Genomic DNA, 23223 nt, shown 5'->3' with positions numbered 1-23223 from the left:
GCAACCTCGACATGCGACTGGCGACCTGGTCAGTGGGCCTTCACGGCGACCTACCCGGTGTTCCTGGTGTGGGGCGTCGCGCTTCTCGCGGCGACGGCGTGCCGGTCACGCGCGGCGAGGGCACGTCCACGCCGTAGGCGCGCGCCTGGATTTCGTACAGCTCGTGGTACACCCCGCCCGCTCCGATCAGCTCCTCGTGCGTTCCCTGCTCGACCAGCCTTCCCTTCTCCAGCACCAGGATCCGGTCCGCCGAGCGGATGTTCGCCAGCCGGTGGGTGACCAGGATCGTCGTCCGCCTGCCGCTGTGGGACGCGCTCGCGTGCTGCAGGCCGGCGAACACCCTCGCCTCCGCGCGGGCGTCGAGCGCCGCCGTCGGTTCGTCGGCCACCAGGACCGATGCGTCGCGGTAGATGCCGCGGGCGATGCCCATGCGCTGCCACTGGCCGCCGGAGAGGTCCTGGCCCTCGTCGAACTTCTTGGACAGCACCGTGTTCTCCTTGGCGGGCAACGACTCGATCACCTCGCCCGCGCCCGAGTAGTCGACCGCCTCGCGCCACGCGCGGCCGTCCGGGTCCGCGCGGCCGAGGCGGCCCACCGTGACGTTCTTCGCCGCCGTCATCGGCCACTCCGCGGGCTCCTGCGCGATCACCGCGATGTTCGCGTGCACCGATGCCGGGTCCGCGTGCGCGAGGTCGACGTCGTCCCAGCGCACCACACCTTCGTCCGGTGGGTAGAGCCCGGTCAGCAGCTTGCCGAGGGTCGTCTTGCCCGACTCGTTCTCCCCGACGAGCGCGACCACCTCGCCGCGCCGGATCGTCAGCGAGATGTCCCGCAGCGCCGGCTTCGGCTGGCCCGGGTAGGTGAACGAGACGCCCTCCAGCCGGATCTCGCCCGGGTCGGCCGGCGCGGTCAGCGCCGTCGGCGGTGGCTGCCGCCGCACCGACTCCACCAGCAGCTGGTTGTAGAACCCGATGTAGAACGAGTCCTCGTACAGCGAATTGACCGCGCGCATGGTGTTGGACAGCGCCGTCGACGCCGTGCGCATCGCCAGCACCGCCGTGCCGGCCAGCGCCAGCTCCATCCCGCCGGAGTAGAGCAGCCAGCCGAGCACCAGGTACGCGACGGCGGTGCCGAACCCGGCCGCCGCGCGACCGGTCGTCCGCACCAGGTTGCTGCGGTGCGCCAGCCGGACCTCCTCGCGCATCAGGCTGCGCGAGATGCGCCGGTACTCGCCGAGCAATGGCTCCTGCAACGTCAGCGCGTGCCGTTCGAGGGCCATCGACCGCCAGGTGGCGACCTCCTCGACGACCGACTTGCGGATGTTGCGCCCGACCGTGTCGATGAAGTGCCGGTAGTTCAGCTTCGCGATGCGCGCGGCGGCGAAGCCGTCGGCCGCCGCGGCGAGCAGCAGGACCGGCGCCAGCCACGGGTTGAGCAGGCCCGCGGTGAGCATCGCCGCCGCCAGCGAGATCGCCGACGACGTCAGGTCGGCCACCCGGCGCAGGCTCGTCTCGATCGACCGGACGCCGAAGCGCGCGCCCTGCCGCGCCAGCTCGCGGAAGTCCGCGTCCTCGAACGCGATCAGCCCGACGCGCACGACCGCCGCCGTCACCGCGTCGTCCGCCGCCGCGGTGACGCGCGGCCGCAACGCGCCTTCGACGGCCGCAACGGCGGCGTCGAGCAACGCGCGCGCCGCGTACGAGCCCATGACGACCGCGATCGCGGGCAGCGACTGCAGCACCCGCTCCGGCGTCGGGCCCTGTTCGAGCAGCGCGGTGAAGACGTTCGCCGTGGCGAGCAGCCCGAACGCCGTGACACAGCCCGAGATGACGTGCACGAAACCGGCCAGCAGCGTCAGCCGCGGGGACGTGCGCCAGGCCAGCCGCAGCACGACGGCGATCGCGGCCGGCAAGGCGCGCACGGCCTGGCCGAAGCCGGCCGCGGCCACGCGTTCGTCGACGCGTGCCCATTCGGGCATCTTCACGTTCTCGACCCCGATCAGCGGGGGCGGCTCCGTGGCGTCCTGGGGTGTTCCGGCGGGTCTGCGCACCCGTCCATCTCTACTCCGGGGGTCCGACAATTCCGGAGCTCGCCGGCTCGCCGAGGCACCGGTGAGCGGGTGCCGACGCTAGGCCGTTCGGGTGAAAGTAATCGTTTTCTCTGGGCGTCCGCGAGCATCGGGGACACACTCGCTGCAGAACGCCGAATCGAGCAACACCGAATAACTAATAATTGTTGTGAAATTGACCCACCGCGGGACCGCCCGGGTCGGCAGGTCCGCGGATGTGGTGGCAGAGACCGGAAACAGGTGACGTCCGCGTGTAAGGGGGGAGGGGCGTCGCCTGTTTCCTCCTACCCGTTTTCGCGGGTGTACCGGGCGCGGAGAAATGGGCTGAATTCGCGGTCTTCGCCCATCCGGACGTCGATTTCGTGCGTCAGGGTGTCACCGTCCGGGGTGAGCCGGTGCCGGGCCACTCCGCGGGCGGTCCGCTTCTCCAGGACGAGCGTCGCGCCGGACCAGTCCCCGCGGGCGGGTGACTCGGGCGGGAAGCCGTAGCTGTCGAAGCCGTACCAGAGCGTCTCGCCGCTCTGTGGGTCCACGGTGAAGACGTTGTGCCCCAGGAACTCCGTGCCGTCTTCGCGCAGCTGACGGTAGTCCTGGACGAGCGCGAAACCGTTGAGCTCCAGGCGATAGCGGCTTTCGGCACGCGCGGTCGAGGCCGGCGCCCACGGCGAAGCGGCGAGCTCCTCGGGGCCGGCCCAGTCGCCGGCGAAGGCCTTCAGTGCGTCGTGCGCGGGGCCGCGGGTGGGCATGTCCATGGTCGTCTCCATTTCGACAGGTACCTGTCGATGTGCGAGACTAGCACGCATGCGATCCCCTCGAGCCGAGACGTTCACCCGGGTGATCGACGCGGTCTTCGCCTGCAACGGCGGCTTCCTGGCGGCGGGTGACGCGCTGACCGAGCCGGTCGGGCTGACGGCGGCGCAGTGGCAGGTCCTCGGCTTCCTCGAGGACGGCCCGGCAACGGCGGCCGAGGTGGCGCGGCGCCGCGGGCTGCGGCGCCAGAGCGTCCAAGAGACGGTGAACCGCTTGCTGCGCAACGGAATGCTCGACCGCCTGCTGAACCCGGTCGACGCGCGGGCGCCGCTGCTGTCGTTGACGCGGCGGGCGAAGGCGGCGATGCGCGAACTGGGCGCGGCGCAGGTGGCGTGGGCGGAGGACGTGGCGGGAGCGGTGTCCCACGAGGACCTCGAAACGACGCTGCGGACGTTGCGCCGGCTACGCGAGGTCGTCGCGCAGCCGCGGTTGCCGTAGCGGCTACCGGCCCGCGCCGGGGCCGGGGAGCGGGTCGACGTTGCCCGCGTTCATCAGTTCGCCGCAGTCGTTGCAGCGGAGTTCGACACTGCTGATCTCGCCGCAGGTGTGGTGGCGGTAGAGCGCTGGCGGGCCGGCCTCGCCGGCGAGCCACTTGTCGCCCCAGCGGGTCATGACCATCAGCATGTCGACCAGCTCGGTGCCCTTTTCGGTCAGGACGTACTCGTAGCGGGGCCGCCGGTCGTACGGCCGGCGTTCGAGGACGCCCTGGTCGACGAGGTGGTGGAGCCGCTCGGTGAGGACCTTGCGCGAGATCCCGAGGTCGGCCTGGATCTGCTCGAACCGGCTGACCCCCGCGAAGACGTCCCGCAGGATCAACGGCGACCACGGTTCGCCGATGACGTCGAGCGTGCGCGCGATCGAGCACGGGGCCAGTTCGCTGAAGTTCGTGCGCTGCATGAGACCACTTTAGCATTCGGGGTTCCCTTAGGGAACTTGCACTGCTACGGTGACGGAGTCTCCTCAAGGAACTCCGAAAGGATCGCGATGAGTAAGGTCTTCAGCGCCCACGCAGTGTCGGTCGACGGGTACATCACCGGCCGCGGCGCCGGTCCGGGGCACGGCCTGGGCGACGGCGGAACGCTCTTCGACTGGTACACCGACGGCGACACGCAGAGCCGCGTGTTCGACTTCTTCAAGCTCAGCGAACCGAGTGCCCGCGTCTTCGACGACCTCGCCGGGCGCGTCGGCGCGATCGTCGCGGGCCGGAACACCTACGAGGACTCGGACCACTTCGGCGGCGGCAGCCCGCACCCGGGCGCCCCGCTCTTCCTCCTCAGCCACCGGCCGGCGCCCGAACTGACTCCCCAGCAGACACTGGTCGGGGACATCAAGGAGGCCATCGAGGCCGCTCGCGAGGCGGCCGGCGGCAAGGACGTCGGCCTGATGGGTGGCGGGGTCCTGACGTCGGCGCTGGTGGCGGGCCTGGTCGACGAGGTCGTCCTCCACCAGGTTCCGGTCCTACTCGGCGGTGGGCGCTCGTTCTTCCAGGAACTGCCTTCGCACGTGCGGCTGCGGCTGATCGAAGCCGTCCCCGCGCCCGGCGTCACCCACCTCCACTACTCAGTCGCCTGAGCAACCCCGTCAGTCAAGAAGGAGAAAGCCATGCTGAACGAAGACGTCCGCCGCATCATCTCGACGAACGTGGTGGCGCACCTGGCCACCGTCCTGCCCGACGGGGCACCGCACTCGGTCCCGCTCTGGGTCGACCCGGAGGGCGACCACATCGCGATCATGACCGGCCCGGACTCGCGCAAGGCCCGCAACCTCCAGCGCGACCCGCGGGTGGCGCTGTCCCTGACCCCGGCGGACAACCCGTTCGAGCCGGTGGTCATCCGCGGCCGCGTGGTCGAGTGGATCGACGGCGACGCGGGCTGGGAGATCGTCGACCGCATCGCCACGAAGTACATCGGGCAGGGCTACCCGCGGGAGCAGGTGCGGGTGGTCGGGCTGATCGAGGTCGAGCGGCAGAGCGTCGGGATGGGCTGACTCACTTGCGCTTTCCCCAGCGGTCGTCGTCCGGTTCTTCGCCGCGCCGCAGCACTTCGAGGTAGGCGCGATCGGTGGCGAAGCGGGCCGCGATCTCCTTTCCTTCGGCGACGGCGCCGTGCCCGGGGACGACGACATCGACGTGCCGGGCGGCCTTTTCAAGCCGGTCGAGCGCGGCCGGGTAGGCGTCCTCTTGGCCGGAGCGGCGGGGGTCGAGGAGCGGGATCAGGACGTCGGAGAGCATGTCGCCGACGAGCAGGACACCCCGGTCGGCGAGGAGCAGTGCGGCGTGGCCGACGGCGTGGGCGTCGTGCTCGACGAGTTCGCCGGGCAGGGGGTGGTCGGCGGGCAGCGGGGTGACGAGGGCGACCAGGTCGAGGGGGATGTCGGGCGCGGTCTCCGCCGCCATGGCTTGCGCGCGCTCCCGGGCTTCGGTGGCGATCTGGGCGGCGGCGGGAGTGGCGTAGCGCGGGACGTCGCCGAAGCGGGAGTGCCAGAGCAGGTGGTCGAAGTGGGGGTGGGTGCAGAACCCGGCGACCACCGGGAGGCCGAGCTGGTCCAGGTCATCGGCGAGTTCGTTGAGTTCGGCACCGGTGATGCCGGGGTCGACGAGGACCAGGCCATCCTCCCCGCGCACGACGGTGGTGTTGCTCCAGACCCACTCGCTCTGCCGGACCCAAACGCCCTCGGCGACCTGCTTCAGCATCGGAACACCGTGTCAGGTGCTCCCGCTCGGCGCAATCACGCTTGAGGGCGGGTTTTGGTGGCTGCAGGAGTGGGGTCTGCGGTGGGCCCGGGGTCGCCGGGCGGTCGGCGCGGAACGAGACGGGCGGCAGGTCGCCACTCGAGGACGCGAGATCGGCGAATCGGGCCACCGGCAGCCGGTCGGCCGGAACAGAGCCGCGGCCCTCGCCGATGTCGCACCGCCGCCGGCGCGGGCCGTCAGTCCGGTTTGATGCCCAGCAACGTCAAGAACGTGCGGAACCCCGCCGACATGTCGACCTCCGAGGGGTCCAGCAGCCACTGCAGCTGCAGGCCGTCCAGGATCGCGATCGCGATCGGGGCCAGCTGCTCCGGCGTTGTCCCCGGGGGCAGTTCGTCGCGGTGGCGTTCCAGCATCTGCGTCATGCCCGCGCGCACTCGCCGATACCGGTCGTGGAAGTACTCGCGCGCCGGGTGGTCGTCCGTGACGCTGTCCGCTGACAGCACCGTGTACGTCTGGACTATGCCCGGCCGCGTCGCGTTGTAGTCGACCAGGTCGGCCAGCTGGTTGACCGTCATCGCCGACTCGTCGCCCGGTGGGGCGTGCCCGAAGTGCAGCAAGTCCCACTCGTCGCGGGTCTCCAGCACCGCCGTCAGCAAGTCTTCCTTCGTGGGGAAGTAGTGCATCAGCCCCTGCTGCGTCAGCCCGACGCGGTCGGCCACGGCCGCCAGCGAGGTGCCCCGGTAGCCGCGTTCGGCGATCACTTCGAACGCCGCTCGGACGATGCTCGCGCGGCGGTCGGCGCCCCTGGCCCGGGTCATGATCCCGAGCCTACGGGACGCGCTGTCACGAAACCGTAACGTTCACTACTCGCCGCCAGGTAGGGTAAGTGCCCATGAGCTTCGACGTCGATGCGTTGCTGGCCGGGCTCGATCTGGACGCCAAGGCGAGGCTCCTCGCCGGCCAGGACGTCTGGAGCCTGCCCGCCCTGCCGGACCTCGGCCTGGACTCCCTCGTGCTCTCCGACGGCCCGGTCGGCGTGCGCGGAGTCCGGTGGAGCCCGGACGACCCCTCGGTGACGCTCCCCAGCCCGACGGCGCTCGCCGCGAGCTGGGACCCGCGGCTGGCCGTGCGCGTCGGCCGGCTGCTCGCGCAGGAAGCCCGCCGCAAGGGCGTGCACGTCCTGCTCGCCCCGACGGTCAACCTCCAGCGCTCGCCCCTGGGCGGCCGCCACTTCGAGTGCTACTCGGAAGATCCCCTCCTCACCGGGATGATCGGCGCCGGCTACGTCACCGGCGTGCAGGACGGCGGGGTCGCCGTCACGGTCAAGCACTTCGTCGCCAACGACTTCGAGACCGAACGCTTCACCGCCGACGTCCACGTCGGCGAGCGCGCGCTGCGCGAGCTCTACCTCGCGCCCTTCGAACTCATCGTCCGGCGGGCGAAGCCGTGGGGGATCATGGCCGCCTACAACAGCGTCAACGGCACCACGATGACCCAGCACGCCGGACTCCTCAACGGCGTGCTGCGCGACGAATGGGGTTTCGACGGCTTCGTCGTCTCCGACTGGCTGGCCGCGCGCGACACCGTCGCCTCCGCCAACGGCGGCCTCGACGTCGCGATGCCTGGCCCCCGCACGGTTTTCGGCGAACAGCTCGCGGAAGCCGTGCGCGGGGGCGAAGTCGACGAAGAGGTCGTCGACGACATGGTCCGCCGCGTGCTCCTGCTGGCCCACCGGACCGGCGCGCTCGGCGGCAGCGCCGGCGCGGCACAGTCCACTATGGACGGCGAAGCGATCGCGCGCGAGGTCGCGCACCGGTCGTTCGTGCTGCTCAGCAACGAAACCGGGGTACTCCCGCTCAAGCAGCCGCAGAGCATCGCCCTGATCGGTGCGCTGGCCGAGGACCCCAAAATCCTCGGCGGCGGCAGCGCCACCGTGTTCCCGGATCACGTCGTCTCCCCTCTCGACGGCCTCCGCAAGGCCGTTCCCCCGGGCACCGACCTGGCGTACGCCCTCGGTGCCGATCCGCGAACGACGCTACCGCCGGCCACCGACAATTTCCGGCTCCGCGCGACCGCCAAAGCCGCGGACGGCACCCGATTGGCTGAATTTCCGCTCAGGGAAGCCAAGATCACCTGGATCGGCGAGCTGCCGGAAGGGCTCGACCTGACCACGCTCGCGTCGGTCGAAATCCACGGCACCTACCTGCCGGAACGCGGCGGCACGCACACCTTCGCCGTCACCGGCCCCGGCGACCTGCGCCTCACGGTCGGCGGCCAGACCCTCTTCGACGGCGTCAACCTGCCCGAAGGCGGCGACGTCTTCACCTCGATCATGCAGGTGATCGAGCAGCGCCGCGAGGTCGAGCTGACCGCGGGCGAGCTCGTCGACGTCAGCCTGACGTACTGGATCCCGTCGGAGATGGCGGAGTTCGCGCGCGGCACGTTCGCCTGGGTCACCTTCGCGCTCGGCCACCGCGGCCCGGTCCCCGCCCCGGACGCCGCCCTCGACGAAGCCGTTGCCCTGGCGGGGAAGTCGGACGTCGCCGTCGTCGTGGTCGGCACCACCGCCGAGGTCGAGAGCGAGGGCTTCGACCGGACTTCCCTGGCGCTGCCGGGAAGGCAGGACGAACTCGTCACCCGGGTCGCGAAGGCCAACCCCAACACCGTGGTCGTCGTCAACGCCGGCTCCCCGGTGGAACTGCCGTGGCGCGCCGACGTCGCCGCGGTGCTGCTCACGTGGTTCCCCGGCCAGGCGGCCGGCGACGCGCTCGCCGACGTCCTCTTCGGCCGCGAAGAGCCCGGCGGCCGCTTGCCGACGACCTGGCCGGCGAAGCTCGAAGACGCGCCGGTCACCGACGTGACGCCGGAAGAAGGCGTCCTCGAGTACAGCGAAGGCGTCTACATCGGCTACAGCGCTTGGGCGCGCGCAGAAACCCGGCCCGCGTACTGGTTCGGCCACGGCCAGGGCTACACGACCTGGGTGTACGAGGAACTCGACGTCTACCCGGACGACGAAGGCGGCGCGCGCGTCCGAGTCCGCGTACGCAACTCGGGAACGCGGAAGGGGCGCGAAGTCGTCCAGCTCTACCTGGCCCCGACCGAGCGCGGCGACCGGCCGCCCCGCTGGCTCGCCGGCTTCGCGAGCGTCGAAGCCGGGCCCGGCGAGGCCGTCGAGACCGACATCGTCATCGCGCCGAGGTCGGCCGAGGTCTGGCGCGACGGCTGGCAGCACATCGCCGGCGAGTACGTCCTGGAGGCGTCGCACTCCTACGACCAGCCGCGGCTGAGCACGCGAGTCGTCCTCCAGAAAATACGTTGACGCGCGGTGGGCCGGCCCCTAACTTCACCCGGGCACCCATGATCAGCGAAAGGAGGTGGGACCGATGATCACCCGACCGATCACGCGCTCCCACCTCGGAACGAGGGTGCCGGGTACCTGACCGGGAGCGCGTACTCCTGGAAGGACCCCCGTGACCGATCTGGTCATCCGCCCGCTCGAAGCGGGCGAAGAAGCACTGTTCACCTCCCTGCCCGACCGCGGTCTCGTCGGCCGCAAGCTGCTCGGCAACGACTTCACCGAGATGGCGGCGAAGGGCGAGTACCGGCCCGAGTGGGTGTGGGTCGCCCTGCGCGACGACGTCGTCGTGGCGCGGGCCGCCTGGTGGGGCACGCCGAAGGACGAGACGCCGATCGCGCTCGACTGGTTCGACTTCACCGACTTCGACGCGGGTGTCGAGCTGCTGAAGAAGGTGCCGCTGCGCGCGGAGTACTCGCTGACCACGCCGCCCGCGTGGCAGGACGACCCGGACGTCGCGCACGAGGTCGCCATCCGCGTCGACGCGGCCGAGAAGGCGGGCTACCGCAAGCTCGTCGAGCGCTACCGGTTCTGCTGGACGCCGGAAAACGGCCTGCCGAAGAAGCCCGGCCGGCTCGAGTTCCGGCCCGAGCCGGACGACGACGTCTTCCTCGACGTCTTCCGGCGCGTGCACGTCGGCAGCCTCGACGCGCACGTGCGCAAGACGGTCGAAGAGCACGGCCTCGAGGCGGCCGCCCGCGAGGACCTCGACATCATGCTGTGGATGCCGGCGCCGCGGGACTGGTGGCGGCTGGCGTACACGCCCGCAGGCGAGCTCGTCGGGCTCACGCTGCCCAGCCGCAACGCGTACGACCCGGTCGTCGGGTACATCGCCGTCGTGCCCGAGCAGCGCGGGAAGGGCTACGCCTACGACCTGGTGGTCGAGGCCACGCACGACCTCGTCGGGTACGGCGCGGAGCAGATCGTCGCGGGCACCGACGTCGGCAACGTGCCGATGGCCAAGGCGTTCGCCAAGGCCGGCTACCCGGTGACGCAGCACCGCATCGACCTGGTGTGACACCGCGGGCGGCCGCGTCTTGCCCGGCGCGGCCGCCGAGCGGTACCGTCGCTAGAGCGATCTATCAAATCGGACAGGGGGCCCGTGATGGACGTTCTGCACGAGAAGGGGCTGAAGCCGCTCCGCGTGATCCTCGGCTTCTCGCTGCTCAGCACGACGCTGCACTACGCGCACAACGTCATCCGGGCGGCGGACTACCCGCAGATCCCGGGGATCTCGGTGCCGGTCGCGCAGGTCGTCGTGGCCTTCGGCTGGGTGTTGTTCACGGCGTTCGGCTGGCTCGGCTACCGCGCGTACGAGCGGGGCAGCTACCCGCGCGCGCTCGCGTTCCTGCTGGTCTACTCGCTGTCCGGGCTGGCCAGCGCCGGTCACTTCCTGGTCGGCGTGCCGCGGATCCCGGCCTTCTGGTTCGCCACGATCTTCACCGACTCGGCGGCAGCGCTCGCCCTGTGGGTGTTCGTAACGTGGGCGTGGTCGGTGCTCAACCGGGTGACCTCGCGAGATCAAGTTTCTACACAACATTGACGTTCGTCGGACCTGTGTAGACAATCGGGTGAGTGACCACCACCACACCGGTTACCTTCGACCGTCGTCCGGACGAGTACCGCCACTGGCGCCTCCAGTTCGACGGGGAGGTCGCGTGGCTGGAAATGGACGTCGACGAGCAGGGCGGCCTCGTCGAGGGCTATGAGCTCAAGCTCAACTCCTACGACCTCGGCGTCGACATCGAGCTGTACGACGCCACCCAGCGGCTGCGGTTCGAGCACCCCGAGGTTCGCGTGGTGGTGGTGACCAGCGCGAAGGACAAGGTCTTCTGCGCCGGGGCGAACATCCGGATGCTCGCCGCGTCCGAGCACCACTGGAAGGTGAACTTCTGCAAGTTCACCAACGAGACCCGCAACGGCATGGAGGACGCCACCGCGCACTCCGGCCAGACGTACGTCGCCGCGGTGAACGGGACCTGCGCCGGCGGCGGCTACGAGATTGCGCTGGCCTGCGACAAGATCCTCCTGATCGACGACAGCTCCTCGACGGTCGCGCTGCCCGAGGTGCCGCTGCTCGGCGTGCTGCCCGGCACCGGCGGCCTGACCCGCGTCGTCGACAAGCGGCGGGTGCGCAAGGACCTCGCCGACGTCTTCGCGACGCGCCCCGACGGCGTCAAGGGCAAGACGGCGGTCGACTGGCGGCTGGTCGACGAGCTGGTGCCGCGCCAGGGGTTCCGCGAGGCCGTGGCGAAACGGGCTCGGGAGATCGCGCGCGAGTCCGACCGGACCGGTGAGGGCGGCATCGAGCTGACCCCGCTGGAACATCGCTATGTCGACATCGAGGTCGGGAAGGACCAGGCCACCATCACCGTCAAGGGGCCCGAGAACGACCCCGGTGACCTGCACGAAGAAGGCGCGAACGGCTGGTTCCTCGCCATGACCCGCGAGCTGGACGACGCCATCCTGCGGCTGCGCACCAACGAGGTCGAAGCCGGCACGTGGATCCTGAAAACGCAGGGCGACCCGGAGAAGGTGCTCGCGCACGAACAAGCCGTCCTCGGCGCGAAGGACTGGCTGGGCAACGAGATCACGCAGTACTTCAAGCGCACGCTCAAGCGGCTCGACGTCACCAGCCGCACGCTGATCGCGCTGATCGAACCCGGCAGCTGCTTCGCCGGGTCGCTGCTCGAACTCGCGCTGGCCGCCGACCGCCAGTACATCCTCGACGGCCCGCCGATCGACGACGAAGAGTCCGAGGAACGAGCCACGATCCGTCTGTCCGAAGCCAACTTCGGCCCGTTCCCGATGGGCAACGGCCTGACCCGCCTGCAGACGCGGTTCTACGGCGACGACGACCACCTCGCCTGGCTCGCGCGCGAAAAGGACCACGAGCTGAGCGCGGCCGAAGCCGTCGAACTCGGCCTGGTCACCGACGCCCCGGACGACCTCGACTGGGAGGACGAGATCCGGATCGCGCTCGAAGGCCGGGCGTCGCTGTCGCCGGACGCGCTCACCGGCATGGAGGCCAACCACCGGTTCGTCGGTCCCGAGACCGTCGAGACCAAGATCTTCGGCCGGCTGGCGGCTTGGCAGAACTGGATTTTCACCCGGCCCAACGCGTCCGGGCCGGAGGGCGCGCTGCGCCGCTACGGTACCGGTCAGAAGGCCGTCTTCGACAGGAAGCGGGTCTAGCGCAGATGCCCGAGAAGATCGACTACGACGCCAAGATCCCGAACAACGTCAACCTCTCCGAGGACCGGCGGCTGCAGCGCGCGCTGGAGGGCTGGCAGCCGAAGTTCATGCACTGGTGGGGCGAGATGGGCCCGACGCTGGAGACCCAGGGCGTCTACCTGCGCACCGCGGTCAGCGTCGGCCGCGAGGGGTGGGCGCACTTCGACCACGTCAACGTGCCCGACTATCGCTGGGGCATCTTCCTCGCCGAGCGCGACCCGGACCGGCGGATCGCCTTCGGGGAGCACCAGGGCGAGCCGGTCTGGCAGCAGGTGCCCGGCGAGTACCGCGCCGACCTGCAGCGGCTGATCGTCATTCAGGGCGACACCGAGCCCGCGTCCGTCGAGCAGCAGAAGCTCCTCGGGCTCACCGCGCCGAGCCTCTACGACCTGCGCAACCTGTTCCAGGTCAACGTCGAAGAAGGCCGGCACCTGTGGGCGATGGTGTACCTGCTGCACGCCTACTTCGGCCGCGAAGGCCGCGACGAGGCCGAAGGGCTGTTGCTGCGCAACTCGGGTAGCCCCGACGCGCCCCGCATCCTCGGCGCGTTCAACGAGGAGACCGCCGACTGGCTGGCCTTCTACATGTTCACCTACTTCACCGACCGCGACGGGAAGTACCAGCTCGGCACGCTCAAGGAGTCCTCCTTCGACCCGCTCTCGCGCACGTGCGAGTTCATGCTGAAGGAGGAGGCGCACCACATGATGGTCGGCACCACCGGCGTCGACCGCGTGGTGATCCGCAGCGCCGAGCTGATCCGCGAGCACGACACGCTCGACATCGGCCCGCACGGCGGGATCCCGCTCGACGTCATCCAGAAGTACATCAACTTCCACTACACCGTGTCCCTCGACCTGTTCGGCAGCGAGACGTCGACCAACGCGGCGAACTACTACACCGCCGGGCTCAAGGGCCGCTGGCAGGAGACCCGCCGCAAGGACGACCACAAGCTCACCGACGACGCCCGCACGCTGGAGAAGCCGGCCGCCGACGGCACGTGGACGTCCGAGGAGCTGCAGGCGATCCTGTTGCTCAACCTCGATCTGCGCAGCGAGTACGTGGCCGACTGCCAGACCGGCGTCAACCGCTGGAACAAGATCCTCTCCGAGGCCGGTATCGACCACGTGTTCCGGTTGCCGCACCCTGGCTTCAACCGCGAAGTCGGCATAAACTCCGGCCACCACGTCACTCCCGACGGCACCATCGTCGACGAGGCGACCTGGGAAGCCGGCAAACGCAAGTGGCTGCCCACCACCGAGGACCTCGCGTTCGTCCGCTCGCTGATGCACCCGGTGTACGAGCGGGGGAAGATCGCGAGCTGGGTGGCCCCGCCGCGGCAGGGCATCAACGGGAAGCCCTTCGACTACGAGTACGTGTACCTCACGTAGGAGGTCTGGTGGCGACAGCGTTCAACGCCGCGGAGTACCTGCTTTCGGCCGGGCACCCGGACGCGACCGCGGTCGTGTCGCCCCGCCGCACCCTCACCTACGCCGAGCTGGCCGAGGAGTCCCGCCGCGTCGCGGGCGGGCTCGTCGAGCTCGGCGTGCGGCCCGAAGAGCGCGTCATGTTCTGCATGGTCGACGACGTCGAGCTGCTCACCGGCATCCTCGGCGCGATGCTCGCCGGCGCGGTCGCCGTGCCCGTCTCGACCATGGTCACCGGGCTCGAGCTCGGCCAGATGCTGGCCGACTCCCGCGCGCGCGTGTTGTGCGTGTCCGGTGAGTTCGCCGAGCAGGCCGTGACGGCGCTGGGCTTCGCGCCCGAGGTCACCGACGTCCTGCTGGACCGGGCGGACGCGGCCGGGTTCGGTGTCCGCACGCACGGGTGGTCGTCGCTGACCGGCTCGTTCCGAAGTGGACGGACGTGGGAGGACTCGCCCGCGTTGTGGCTGTACACGTCGGGCACGACGGGACAGCCGAAAGGGGCGATGCACCGGCACGCGAGCATCCGCGCGGTGTGCGAGACGTACGCGCGCGGCGTGCTGGCGACGACGCCGGTCGACCGGTTCCTGTCCGTGCCGAAGCTCTTCTTCGCCTACGGGCTGGGCAATTCGTGCTTCTTCCCGCTGGGCGCGGGCGGGGCGACGCTGCTCGAGCCGTCACGTCCGACGCCGGCGTTGTTCGCCAGACGCGCGCGCGAGGAGCGGCCGTCGTTGTTCTTCGCCGTCCCGACGTTCTACGCGGCATTGCTCGCCAGCGACGTCCCGGACGACTCGTTCGCCTCGGTGCGGCACGCGGTTTCGGCGGGCGAGCCGCTGCCCGCGTCGCTGTTCGAACGGTTCCGCGCCCGCTTCGGCCTGGAGATCCTGGACGGCATCGGCTCGACCGAAGCGTTGCACATCTTCCTGTCGAACCGGCCCGGTGCGGTGCGGCCGGGCACCACCGGCGTCGCCGTGCCGGGGTACTCCCTGCAGATCCGCGACGAGGCCGGCGCGGTGATCGACGCCGCCGGCAAGCCGGGCGAGCTGTTCGTGGCCGGCCCGTCGACGGCGACCGGCTACTGGGCCCGGTACGACGCGACGAAGCTGGTGTTCCAGGGCGAGTGGCTGCGGACCGGCGACAGCTACGTGCGCAACGAGGACGGCACGTTCACCTGCCTGGGCCGGTTCGGCGACATGCTGAAGGCGGGCGGGATCTGGGTGTCACCGTCCGAAGTGGAGGAACGGCTGCGCCTGCACCCCGCGGTGGCGGAGGTGGCGGTGGTCGCCGCGCCGGACGCCGACGGGCTCGACAAGCCGGTGGCGTGCGTGGTCGCCGCGCCGGGGGTTACCGTGGACCCGGACGAGCTGATCGAGTTCTGCCGCGAGGGCCTCGCGGCGTTCAAGCGCCCGCGAGGAGTGGTCGAACTGGCGGAACTGCCGAAGACGGCGACGGGCAAGATCCGCCGCAACGTGATCCGCGAGCAGGTCCGCGATGTGCTGCGGGTGGTGCCCAGTCCGTGATCGACGGGTACTTCGTGGTCGACGCGCACGTCCACACACCGCGCTTGCCGACGCTCAAACCCGCCTGGCTCCAGTGGGCGCACGACTTCGCGGGGTCTTACCCGTGGCGTTCGGTGTACTCCTCCGACGGCTCGGTGGTCCCCTCGGCGATGGACGAGCTGATGGAGTCCGAGGGCGTCGACCGGGTGCTGCTGTTCTGCGAGTACAGCCCGCGGGCGACGGGGATCCAGTCCATCGAGGACAACCTGCCACTGGTGGAGCACAACCCGACGCGCTTCCGGCTGGTGGCGAACGTCAACCCGTACCTGCACCACCCGCCGGCGGCGGAGGTGGCGCGGCAGCTGGACCTGGGCGCGGTGGCGCTGAAGATCCACCCGGTGCACGGCGCGTTTTCCCCGGCGGACAAGGAGCTGTACCCGGTCTACTCGTTGTGCGCGGAGCGTGGGGTGCCGGTGATCCTCCACTCGGGAACGTCGAGCTTCCCCGGGGCTCGCACGAGTTTCGGGAATCCCGAGCTGATGTCCGATGTGGTCGAAGACTTCCCGTCGCTGCAGTTCGTCTTCGCCCACGGCGGTCGCGGGTGGTGGTACGACGTGGCGGCGTTCCTCGCGTTGGCGCGTGAGAACGTCTGGCTCGACTTGGCCGGGCTGCCGCCGAAGAAGCTGCCCGAGTACTACCAGCGGTTCGACTTCGCCCGGCTGGCGGGCAAGTTCGTGTTCGGGACGGACTGGCCCGGCGTGCCGTCGGTGGCGGCGAACGTCCGGACGTTGCTCGGGCTCGGGTTGCCGGAGGACGTGCTGACCGGGGTGCTGTCGGGCAACGCGATCAAGCTGATGCCCTCGCTCGCCTGAGGGTGCGCACGCGGGGGTGCCGGTGACACTCCGGCACCCCCGCGCCCCCAGAGGCTCAGCCGAGCACCTGGTGCAGGCAAAGCACATTGCCCTCGGAGTCGTTGAACCACGCCGCCCGCTCGTTGCCCAGCTCGGCGATGTGGGCCACCGTCTTCAGGCCCTCCATCTCGAAGTCCTGGAACCGCACCCCGCGGTCCTCCAAGGCTTTGACTTCGGCCGGGAGGTCCGAAACCTCGAAGCTCAGCGCCGTGTTTTCGCTCTGCGCGCCCGCCGGCATCTCACGGAGGCCGATCGCGCCCGCGCCCGCCGCGAAGTACAGCGTTCCGTCTTCGCCCTTCCCCGACTGCTTCAGGCCCAGGGAGTCCGCGTAGAAGTGGCCGGCGCGTTCGCTGTCGGTCACCGGAAGCATCGTCGTGATCGTCGATTCGGTCAGCATGGACCCATCGTGCGCGCTGCCGAAACCGCTGACCAGCGAAGCTTTTTCAACGTCAGGCGTTGAACGCGCGCAGTGTCCGCATGGCTTCCGCGAGTCCCTCGGCGTCGTCACCCAGCGGGGTCAGCACGATGCGGCGCAGGATCTCCGCCGCCGCGGACCGGGCCTTGTTGGCCATGTCGAGCCCGTGGTCGGTCAGCGCCGCGAACGTGACGCGGCGGTCGTCCGGGCTCGGGACGCGGCAGATCAGGTCCGCCGCGACCAGGCGGTCGGCCACCTTCGTGAAACCGCCGCTGGACAGCGCGGCCTCGGTGGCCAGCTTGGTCATCGGCATCCGGTGCTCGGGCGAGCGGACCAGGCGCAGCAGGATGTCGAACGACGCCGGCGCGAGGCCGAGGCGGTCGGCGATCTCGCCCAGCAGCTTGTCCTGCGTGGCCAGGTAGCCCTCGATCACCAGGCCCCACCACGTGACGATCTCGTCGTCGTCGGTCTTCGGATCCACCGTGCCAGCCTACCCGAAAGTCTGCACGGAATATATCTTGCGCGCGAGAGGTTCTGCGGTTACCTTGTCACCAGGAGGCAACCATGTCGATCAAGACGTCCGGCCTGCACCACGTCACCGCGATCGGCGGCGACCCGCAGCGCAACGCCGACTTCTACCTGCGGACCCTGGGCCTGCGGCTGGTGAAGACCACCGTGAACTTCGACGACCCGGGCACCTACCACCTCTACTACGGCGACAGCTCCGGCAAGCCGGGCTCGCTGATGACCTTCTTCCCGTGGCCCGACGCGCCGAGCGGCCGCCACGGCACCGGGCAGGCGACGACCACGTCGTTCTCCATCCCCGAAGCGTCCCTGGGCTGGTGGAAGCAGCACCTGGCCGCCAACGGCGTCGAGACCGGCCAGGTCCGCAACGCCGACGACGAAGAGACGCTCACCTTCCGCGACCCCGACGGCCTGAAGCTCGCTCTGGTCGCGCACCCGCAGGGCGACCCGCGCGACCCCTGGGACACCGAGCTGGTCCCGGCCGAACACGCCGTCCGCGGCCTGCACTCGGTGACGCTGTCGGTGAACAAAGAGGACGCCACGGCCGGCATGCTCACCGACGGCCTCGGCCTCACCTTCGCCAACCAGGACAGCAACCGCCTGCGCTTCGCCGCCGGTGAAGGCGGGCCGGGCGCGCTGGTCGACGTCCTCGTGACGCCGGACGCGCCGCGCGGGCTGGTAGCGGCGGGCACCGTGCACCACGTCGCCTGGCGCGCGCCGGACGAGGAGACCCAGAAGACCTGGCGCGAAGAGCTCGTCGACCAGGGCGTGCACGTCACGTCCATCCTGGACCGCCAGTACTTCCGCTCGATCTACTTCCGCGAGCCGGGCGGCACGCTCCTGGAGGTCGCGACCGACGAACCGGGCTTCGCCATTGACGAGCCGCTGCTGGAACTGGGCCGCGCGCTCAAGCTGCCGCCGTGGCTGGAGCCGCGCCGCGAAGAGATCCAGCACATGCTCCCCGTGCTCAACCTCCCCGCCGAGAACAACCCGGAGCTGTCATGACGCTCGAGCACAAGTACGTCGAAGGCTCGCCGGACGCGCCGCTGCTGCTCCTGCTGCACGGCACCGGCGGCGGCCCGGACGACCTGCTCGGCCTGGCGCGCGAGCTGAGCCCGGACTCCGCCGTGCTGGCTCCGGCCGGCCCGGTGTCCGAACACGGTGCCGCGCGCTGGTTCCGGCGGCTCGCCGAGGGTGTCTTCGACCACGAGGACGTCGTCAAGCGCGCGAACGAGCTCGCGGACTTCGTCGTCGAAGCCCGCGAGAAGTACGGCCTCGGTGACCGGCGGTTGGTCGCCGTCGGGTTCTCGAACGGCGCCAACATCGCGGCGGCGGTGACGCTGCTGCGGCCGGAGGTCGTCCGCGAAGCCGCGTTGTTCGCGGCGATGTCGCCGGTCCCGGAACCCCCGGAGCTGGACCTTTCCGCCACGAGAGTCTTCCTGGCCAACGGCGAACGCGACCCGATGGCGCCACTAGCGTTCACCGAGGAGCTGATCCGGCTGCTGCGCGAACGCGGTGCCGACGTCGTCACGCAGCGCCACCCCGGCGGCCACCAGATCACGCTCGACGGCGTCCGCGCGGCCGCGAAGTGGATCATGAGCTGACGTTTGTACGGAGCGTATATCGGCTCGCCCTACGATCGGGCGATGACTAACGAGGCACTACAGCGTGCTACGAAACTGCTGGACGCCGTCATCCTCGCCGACGGGCACAACGACCTCCCGTGGGAGCTGCGCCAGCACGGCGGCCCGAACCCGGTCGAGGCGGTCGCGTCGCTCGACCTGACCGTCCGGCAGCCCGCCCTGCACACCGACTTCCCGAAGCTCGCCGACGGGAAGCTCGGCATGCAGTTCTGGTCGGTGTACGTGCCGTGTGAGTTCGAGGGCCACAGCGCGGTGACCGCCGTGCTGGAGCAGATCGAGGTCGTCCACCAGCTGGCCGAGCGCTACCCCGACCGGCTCCGGCTGGTGGACACCGCCGACGAGGCCGAGGCCGCGTTCGCCGACGGCCGGATCGCGTCGCTGCTCGGCGCCGAAGGCGGCCACAGCATCGCCGAGTCGCTCGGCGTGCTGCGGATCCTGCGCCGCCTCGGCGTCCGGTACATGACGCTGACGCACAACTTCAACACCACCTGGGCCGACTCGGGCACCGACGAGCCGGCCCACGGCGGGCTCACCGAGTTCGGCCGCGACGTCGTGCGCGAGATGAACAAGATCGGCATGATGGTCGACCTCTCGCACGTCGCGCCGACGACCATGCGCGCGGCGATCGAGGTCAGCTCGGTGCCGGTGATCTTCAGCCACTCCTCGTGCCTCGCGGTCAACGACCACCCGCGCAACATCCCCGACGACGTCCTCGCGCTGCTGCCCGGCAACGGCGGCGTCGCGATGACCACGTTCGTGCCGGCGTTCATCTCGCCGAAGGTCAGCGCGTGGGACCAGGAGCTGAAGGCCGCGATGGAGGCCGCCGGCCAGGAGTACCGCAACCTCGCCCAGCGCGGCGAGTTCGTGAAGGAGTGGGACGGCCCGGTCAAGCCGAAGGCCACCGTCGAGGACGTCGTCGCGCACGTCGAGCACGCCCGCGAGGTCGCCGGGATCGACCACATCGGCCTCGGCGGCGACTACGACGGCGTCGGCACGCTGCCGGAGGGCCTGGAGGACACGTCCAAGTACCCGGTGTTGTTCGCGGCTCTGCTCGAGCGCGGGTGGAGTGAGGAAGACTGCGCGAAGCTGGCCGGGAAGAACACGCTCCGCGTACTGCGGGAGGTCGACGGCTTCGCCCGTTAGGGGGTTTGGCACGGCGCTCCCCGCGTGCCGGACGGACACTGGGCACATGACGCACGCGCGCGGGGGCGCGGCCGACCGCCCCACCGGCCCCACCAGCCAAGACCTGCCCGGAAGCGGCCGCCATCAACTGGGTGAGAACGAGGTGCCCGAGGGCGCTCTCGAACCCGCCGAGCTGCGGGCGGGCGACGTCCGGCCCGGCCCCGAGGAGGTCACGCCGGTCCGGCCGGCGCCCAGCAGGCCCGCGGCCAGGAAGCCGCGGCCGACGCGGATCAGCGGGACCTGGGTCGCGGTCATCGCCGGCCTGGTCGTGCTGATCGTGCTGCTGATCTTCATCCTGCAGAACCTGGACTCGGTGACCGTGCACTTCTTCGGCGCCGAGGGCAGCCTGCCGCTGGCCATCGCGATGCTGTTCTCGGCCATCGGCGGGGCGGCGCTGGTCGCGCTGATCGGCGGCGCCCGGATCCTGCAGCTGCGGAAGCAGGCGCGCCGCCGCTGAGCCTCAGACGATGATCGACGTCATCGTCAGCACCTGCGCGCAAACGTTTTCGTCCCCGGTGGTCCGGACGCGGCCGAGGTCGGCGGCGTTCCTCGTGCAGAGCCGCCAGAACGTGTCCAGGTCCGTCGTCACGGTGGCCAGCGGTGTGCGCGACGGCGGGGCGCCGCGGTCGAGCGTCCAGCCGTCGCGCTCGCGGCGCGCGTGCCACTTGCCGGCGCCGGTCACCGTGTAGCCGACCTGCTTGCCGACGCGCGCATCGACGTCGCGCAGGGTGTGCGGCAGCGCGCGGACGAAAGTGTCGGCGATCGGCTCGGCGTACTCGGCTTCCAGCGGCGTGTGCTCCAGGGCCTCACGGATCTGGACGTGGTGGACCCAGAACTCCGAATAGTCGCGAGCCGCGTCCAGCCAGCGCGGGGCCGGCTCGTCGCCCGCCCAGCTCACCGGCTCGCCTTCGACGTCGAGATCGAGCTTCGCCCAGTACTCCGTCGTCTGGCCCATGAACTCGTACATCATCGTGAGCAGGACGTCCGTCGAGAGCCGGCGGCACGCGACGACCCACTCCTCGTTGAGCCGGTCGATGAACCGCGGGAAGGCCTCCCCCGGACGGGGGGCTTGCGCGGTGTGCCCGTCGCGGCCGCGGGACAGCCGGCCGACCTTGTCGCCCAGCAGGTGGGCGGCGACGTCCTTGACCGTCCAGCCCGCGCACATCGTCGGGCGCGTCCAGTCTTCGTCGGTCAGCGCGCCGAGCAGCGTCATCAGCGCCTGCTCCTCTTTCGAGAAGTACGGGAGGACGTCGATCGGCGGGCCCCAGCGCGTCGGACTCATGTCGCACATAATGCCGGTCGTCACACCGCTGTTCGGCCTACCCGCAGGTAGCATCAGCCCGTACGCAGAGGGGAGTTCGCCGGTGAACGCAGAGCGACCGAACGGCCGGGGCACCGGCGACGAGGTGGCCGACCTGGCGCGCCGCGCCGGGCAGCTGGCGGGCTGGGCCGCGCGCACCAGCTTCGCGCTCGGGCGCAAGCTCCCCGGCGTCGAGACCGCCGAACGCACGGTGCGGCAGGTGGAGCACCAGCTGCTGGCCGAGCTGCGGCGCCGGCTCGACGAGGTCGACGACCCGTACCACGCGGCGCTGACCGCGGCGTCGGCGATGAACCGCCCGGCGGTGCCCGGGAAGGTCGAAGCCAGCGTCACGCTCGTGCCCGCGCGGGACAACCACGCCGAGCCGCTGCGCGCCGCGATGGCCGAGCTGCTCAACCACTCCATCGGCTTCGGCCGCGAACGCGCCCGCGAGTACTTCTACGCGATCATCCTGCGCCAGCTGACGCCCGACGAGGCGCGCATCCTGTCCGCGCTGTCGGACGGCTCGCCGTTCCCCGCGGTCGACGTCGTCGAGCGGACCGGCATCGGCGGCACGGGCCGGGTCGCGCTGCGCAACGCGTCGACGGTCGGCAAGGCGGCCGGGGTCTCGCTGCCCGACCAGGTGCCCGGGTACGTGACGCGGCTGATCGGGCTCGGCCTGGTCGACCTCGACGAAGAGGTGCCGTCGCTGGAGACGCAGTACGAGATCCTGCTGACCGACGAAACCGTGCGTGACGCGGAGAAGCACGTCAAACGCGCGAAGTACGTCCGGCGGACGATCCACATCTCGCGCCTGGGGGCGCAGTTCTGGCAGGCCTGCGACCCGAGTTTCGCGTAGCCGGATGGGGGCCTTCCTCAGCGGCATCGTCGCCGACTTCGCGCAGCACTGGCCCCTCTACGTCTCGATCCCGATCGTGGCCGCGCTGATCGGCTACGGCACCAAGCTCGTCGCGATCCGGATGATGTTCCAGCCGGTGGAGTTCATCGGCGTCAAGCCGTTCCTCGGCTGGCAGGGCATCGTGCCCAAGCGCGCGGCCCGGATGGCGAGCATCGCGTGCGACACGATGACCGAGCAGCTGATCCAGCCGGCCGAGGTCGTGGCGAGGCTGGACGCCGGGCGGATCGCCCAGGAGATCGAGAAACCGCTGCTGGCGGGCGTCGAGGACATCGTCCGCGAGGTGGCCGGGCACTACCAGCCGGGGCTGTGGGAGTCGCTGCCGGTCCGCGTCCAGCGGCTGGTGATCGAGCGCGTCCAGCACGAGTCGCCGCGCATGGTCGCGGCGGTGCTCGACCTGATCAAGTCCGATGTGGACAGTGTGTTCGACCTGAAGGGCATGGTGGTCACCAGCCTGGTCAAGGACAAGCGCCTGCTGAACCGCATCTTCCAGGAGGCGGGCGCGAAGGAGTTCAAGTTCATCGCCCGCTCCGGCCTGGTCTTCGGCGGCGCGATCGGCGTGATCCAGATGGTGGCGTGGGTGCTGTTCAAGTTCCCGCTGATCATGCCGCTGTTCGGCCTGTTCACCGGCTGGTTCACCGACTGGCTGGCGCTGCGGATGATCTTCTACCCGATCGAGCCGCGCAAGTACTTCGGCGTCACGTGGCAGGGGCTGTTCCTGAAGCGGCGCGCGGAGGTCGCGGAGGCGTACGGGTCGTTGATCGCGAAGGAGATCATCACCCCGCACAACGTCATCGAGGCGATCCTGCACGGGCCGCTCTCGGACCGGGTCTTGGCGCTGATCCAGCGTCAGCTGGACCGGGAGCTGGGGAGCGTCGCGAAGCCGTTGCTGGTGTTCGCGGTGGGGAGCCGCAAGTACCAGGACGTGAAGCTGGCGATCGCGTCGCAGATCATGTCCCGGTTGCCGGAGACGATGCGGTACATCGAGGACTACGCGGCGGACGCGATGGACATCCGCAACGTGCTGGTGTCGAAGATGAAGCAGCTCTCCCCGCACGAGTTCGAGCGCCTGCTGCGGCCGGCCTTCGAACAGGACGAATGGATCCTGATCGCCACGGGCGCGGTGCTGGGGTTCGCGGTCGGTGAAGGCCAGGTGCTGTTGCTGGAGCACTTGGCGGCCTGAGCCCGGAAGGGCGAGCGACTCCACCCGAACGGCCGTACACCCGGACGTATCCCGATGCTCACCTCGCGCCTC

General features: G+C 70.4%; 24 protein-coding genes. 16 read left to right on the top strand and 8 right to left on the bottom strand.

All coding sequences use genetic code 11. The features are described from left to right. Positions 1-40: 40 nt before the first annotated feature. Positions 41-1978, bottom strand: a complete 1938-nt coding sequence (locus tag ACZ7OH_RS13285) for an ABC transporter ATP-binding protein (RefSeq protein ID WP_470281441.1) — start codon at positions 1976-1978, stop codon at positions 41-43. Positions 1979-2352: 374 nt separating this feature from the next. Beyond that, on the bottom strand, positions 2353-2820 hold the full coding sequence (locus tag ACZ7OH_RS13280) for a DUF1579 domain-containing protein (protein WP_470281040.1): 468 nt from the start codon (positions 2818-2820) through the stop codon (positions 2353-2355). A 49-nt stretch (positions 2821-2869) separates the two neighbouring features. On the opposite strand from ACZ7OH_RS13280, the gene ACZ7OH_RS13275 reads away from it, so the two are divergent. After that, on the top strand, positions 2870-3316 hold the full coding sequence (locus ACZ7OH_RS13275; protein ID WP_470281039.1) for a MarR family winged helix-turn-helix transcriptional regulator: 447 nt from the start codon (positions 2870-2872) through the stop codon (positions 3314-3316). 3 nt (positions 3317-3319) lie between these two features. Here ACZ7OH_RS13275 and ACZ7OH_RS13270 read toward each other — a convergent pair whose 3' ends face one another. After that, complete coding sequence (locus tag ACZ7OH_RS13270) at positions 3320-3775, bottom strand: winged helix-turn-helix transcriptional regulator (RefSeq protein ID WP_470281038.1); 456 nt, start codon at positions 3773-3775, stop codon at positions 3320-3322. A gap of 87 nt (positions 3776-3862) precedes the next feature. Between ACZ7OH_RS13270 and ACZ7OH_RS13265 the strand changes: the two genes are divergently transcribed. After that, entirely contained in the window at positions 3863-4450 is a 588-nt protein-coding gene (locus ACZ7OH_RS13265) for a dihydrofolate reductase family protein (RefSeq protein ID WP_470281037.1), read from the top strand. A 30-nt stretch (positions 4451-4480) separates the two neighbouring features. Further along, positions 4481-4864, top strand: a complete 384-nt coding sequence (locus ACZ7OH_RS13260; RefSeq protein WP_470281036.1) for a PPOX class F420-dependent oxidoreductase — start codon at positions 4481-4483, stop codon at positions 4862-4864. A 1-nt stretch (position 4865) separates the two neighbouring features. On the opposite strand, the gene ACZ7OH_RS13255 is transcribed toward ACZ7OH_RS13260, so the two are convergent. Both ACZ7OH_RS13255 and ACZ7OH_RS13250 read right to left on the bottom strand, forming a co-directional pair. After that, a complete protein-coding gene (locus ACZ7OH_RS13255) occupies positions 4866-5570 on the bottom strand; it encodes an MBL fold metallo-hydrolase (RefSeq protein WP_470281035.1) in 705 nt (234 codons plus the stop codon). Positions 5571-5806: 236 nt separating this feature from the next. Next, positions 5807-6388: a TetR/AcrR family transcriptional regulator gene (locus ACZ7OH_RS13250; protein WP_400895984.1), complete on the bottom strand. Its 582-nt coding sequence runs from the start codon at positions 6386-6388 to the stop codon at positions 5807-5809. Positions 6389-6462: 74 nt separating this feature from the next. On the opposite strand from ACZ7OH_RS13250, the gene ACZ7OH_RS13245 reads away from it, so the two are divergent. From ACZ7OH_RS13245 to ACZ7OH_RS13215, 7 genes are all read left to right on the top strand, one after another. After that, entirely contained in the window at positions 6463-8889 is a 2427-nt protein-coding gene (locus ACZ7OH_RS13245; RefSeq protein WP_470281034.1) for a beta-glucosidase H, read from the top strand. 151 nt (positions 8890-9040) lie between these two features. After that, the gene (locus ACZ7OH_RS13240; RefSeq protein WP_470281033.1) at positions 9041-9943 is read left to right on the top strand and encodes a GNAT family N-acetyltransferase; all 903 of its coding nucleotides are present in this window, start codon (positions 9041-9043) and stop codon (positions 9941-9943) included. 87 nt (positions 9944-10030) lie between these two features. Then, a complete protein-coding gene (locus ACZ7OH_RS13235) occupies positions 10031-10468 on the top strand; it encodes a hypothetical protein (RefSeq protein ID WP_470281032.1) in 438 nt (145 codons plus the stop codon). Positions 10469-10500: 32 nt separating this feature from the next. Continuing rightward, entirely contained in the window at positions 10501-12120 is a 1620-nt protein-coding gene (boxC, locus tag ACZ7OH_RS13230; RefSeq protein WP_470281031.1) for a 2,3-epoxybenzoyl-CoA dihydrolase, read from the top strand. A gap of 5 nt (positions 12121-12125) precedes the next feature. Further along, positions 12126-13547: a benzoyl-CoA 2,3-epoxidase subunit BoxB gene (gene boxB, locus ACZ7OH_RS13225; RefSeq protein WP_400895969.1), complete on the top strand. Its 1422-nt coding sequence runs from the start codon at positions 12126-12128 to the stop codon at positions 13545-13547. A gap of 8 nt (positions 13548-13555) precedes the next feature. Next, positions 13556-15100 carry a benzoate-CoA ligase family protein gene (locus tag ACZ7OH_RS13220; RefSeq protein ID WP_470281030.1) on the top strand — a complete coding sequence of 515 codons (1545 nt, stop codon included), beginning with the start codon at positions 13556-13558 and terminating at the stop codon, positions 15098-15100. Next, positions 15097-15951, top strand: a complete 855-nt coding sequence (locus tag ACZ7OH_RS13215) for an amidohydrolase family protein (RefSeq protein ID WP_470281029.1) — start codon at positions 15097-15099, stop codon at positions 15949-15951. Before ACZ7OH_RS13220 ends, ACZ7OH_RS13215 begins: the two co-directional genes overlap by 4 nt. A 55-nt stretch (positions 15952-16006) precedes the next feature. On the opposite strand, the gene ACZ7OH_RS13210 is transcribed toward ACZ7OH_RS13215, so the two are convergent. Beyond that, positions 16007-16387, bottom strand: coding sequence for a VOC family protein (locus ACZ7OH_RS13210; protein ID WP_470281028.1), 381 nt, complete (start codon positions 16385-16387; stop codon positions 16007-16009). A gap of 52 nt (positions 16388-16439) precedes the next feature. Beyond that, positions 16440-16886, bottom strand: a complete 447-nt coding sequence (locus ACZ7OH_RS13205; RefSeq protein ID WP_400895958.1) for a MarR family winged helix-turn-helix transcriptional regulator — start codon at positions 16884-16886, stop codon at positions 16440-16442. Positions 16887-16969: 83 nt separating this feature from the next. Between ACZ7OH_RS13205 and ACZ7OH_RS13200 the strand changes: the two genes are divergently transcribed. The 4 genes from ACZ7OH_RS13200 to ACZ7OH_RS13185 are packed head-to-tail and all read left to right on the top strand — an operon-like array spanning position 16970 to position 20212. Then, on the top strand, positions 16970-17935 hold the full coding sequence (locus tag ACZ7OH_RS13200) for a ring-cleaving dioxygenase (RefSeq protein ID WP_470281027.1): 966 nt from the start codon (positions 16970-16972) through the stop codon (positions 17933-17935). Then, the gene (locus ACZ7OH_RS13195) at positions 17932-18534 is read left to right on the top strand and encodes an alpha/beta hydrolase (RefSeq protein ID WP_470281026.1); all 603 of its coding nucleotides are present in this window, start codon (positions 17932-17934) and stop codon (positions 18532-18534) included. Before ACZ7OH_RS13200 ends, ACZ7OH_RS13195 begins: the two co-directional genes overlap by 4 nt. A gap of 42 nt (positions 18535-18576) precedes the next feature. Then, on the top strand, positions 18577-19716 hold the full coding sequence (locus ACZ7OH_RS13190; protein ID WP_400895950.1) for a dipeptidase: 1140 nt from the start codon (positions 18577-18579) through the stop codon (positions 19714-19716). A 46-nt stretch (positions 19717-19762) separates the two neighbouring features. After that, positions 19763-20212, top strand: a complete 450-nt coding sequence (locus ACZ7OH_RS13185) for a LapA family protein (RefSeq protein WP_470281025.1) — start codon at positions 19763-19765, stop codon at positions 20210-20212. A 3-nt stretch (positions 20213-20215) separates the two neighbouring features. Here the strand turns inward: ACZ7OH_RS13185 and ACZ7OH_RS13180 are convergent, their stop codons facing one another. Then, positions 20216-21037 carry a maleylpyruvate isomerase family mycothiol-dependent enzyme gene (locus tag ACZ7OH_RS13180; protein WP_470281024.1) on the bottom strand — a complete coding sequence of 274 codons (822 nt, stop codon included), beginning with the start codon at positions 21035-21037 and terminating at the stop codon, positions 20216-20218. A gap of 82 nt (positions 21038-21119) precedes the next feature. Here ACZ7OH_RS13180 and ACZ7OH_RS13175 point away from each other — a divergent pair, with 82 nt between their 5' ends. Both ACZ7OH_RS13175 and ACZ7OH_RS13170 read left to right on the top strand, forming a co-directional pair. After that, on the top strand, positions 21120-21911 hold the full coding sequence (locus tag ACZ7OH_RS13175; protein ID WP_400895941.1) for an Abi-alpha family protein: 792 nt from the start codon (positions 21120-21122) through the stop codon (positions 21909-21911). A 4-nt stretch (positions 21912-21915) separates the two neighbouring features. Then, positions 21916-23151, top strand: coding sequence for a DUF445 domain-containing protein (locus ACZ7OH_RS13170; protein ID WP_470281023.1), 1236 nt, complete (start codon positions 21916-21918; stop codon positions 23149-23151). Positions 23152-23223 lie beyond the last annotated feature (72 nt).

It is taken from the genome of Amycolatopsis sp. NPDC114478 (assembly GCF_055633805.1).
The sequence above is the reverse complement of the archived record's forward strand: the minus strand, read 5'-3'. Positions and strand labels throughout refer to the sequence as shown.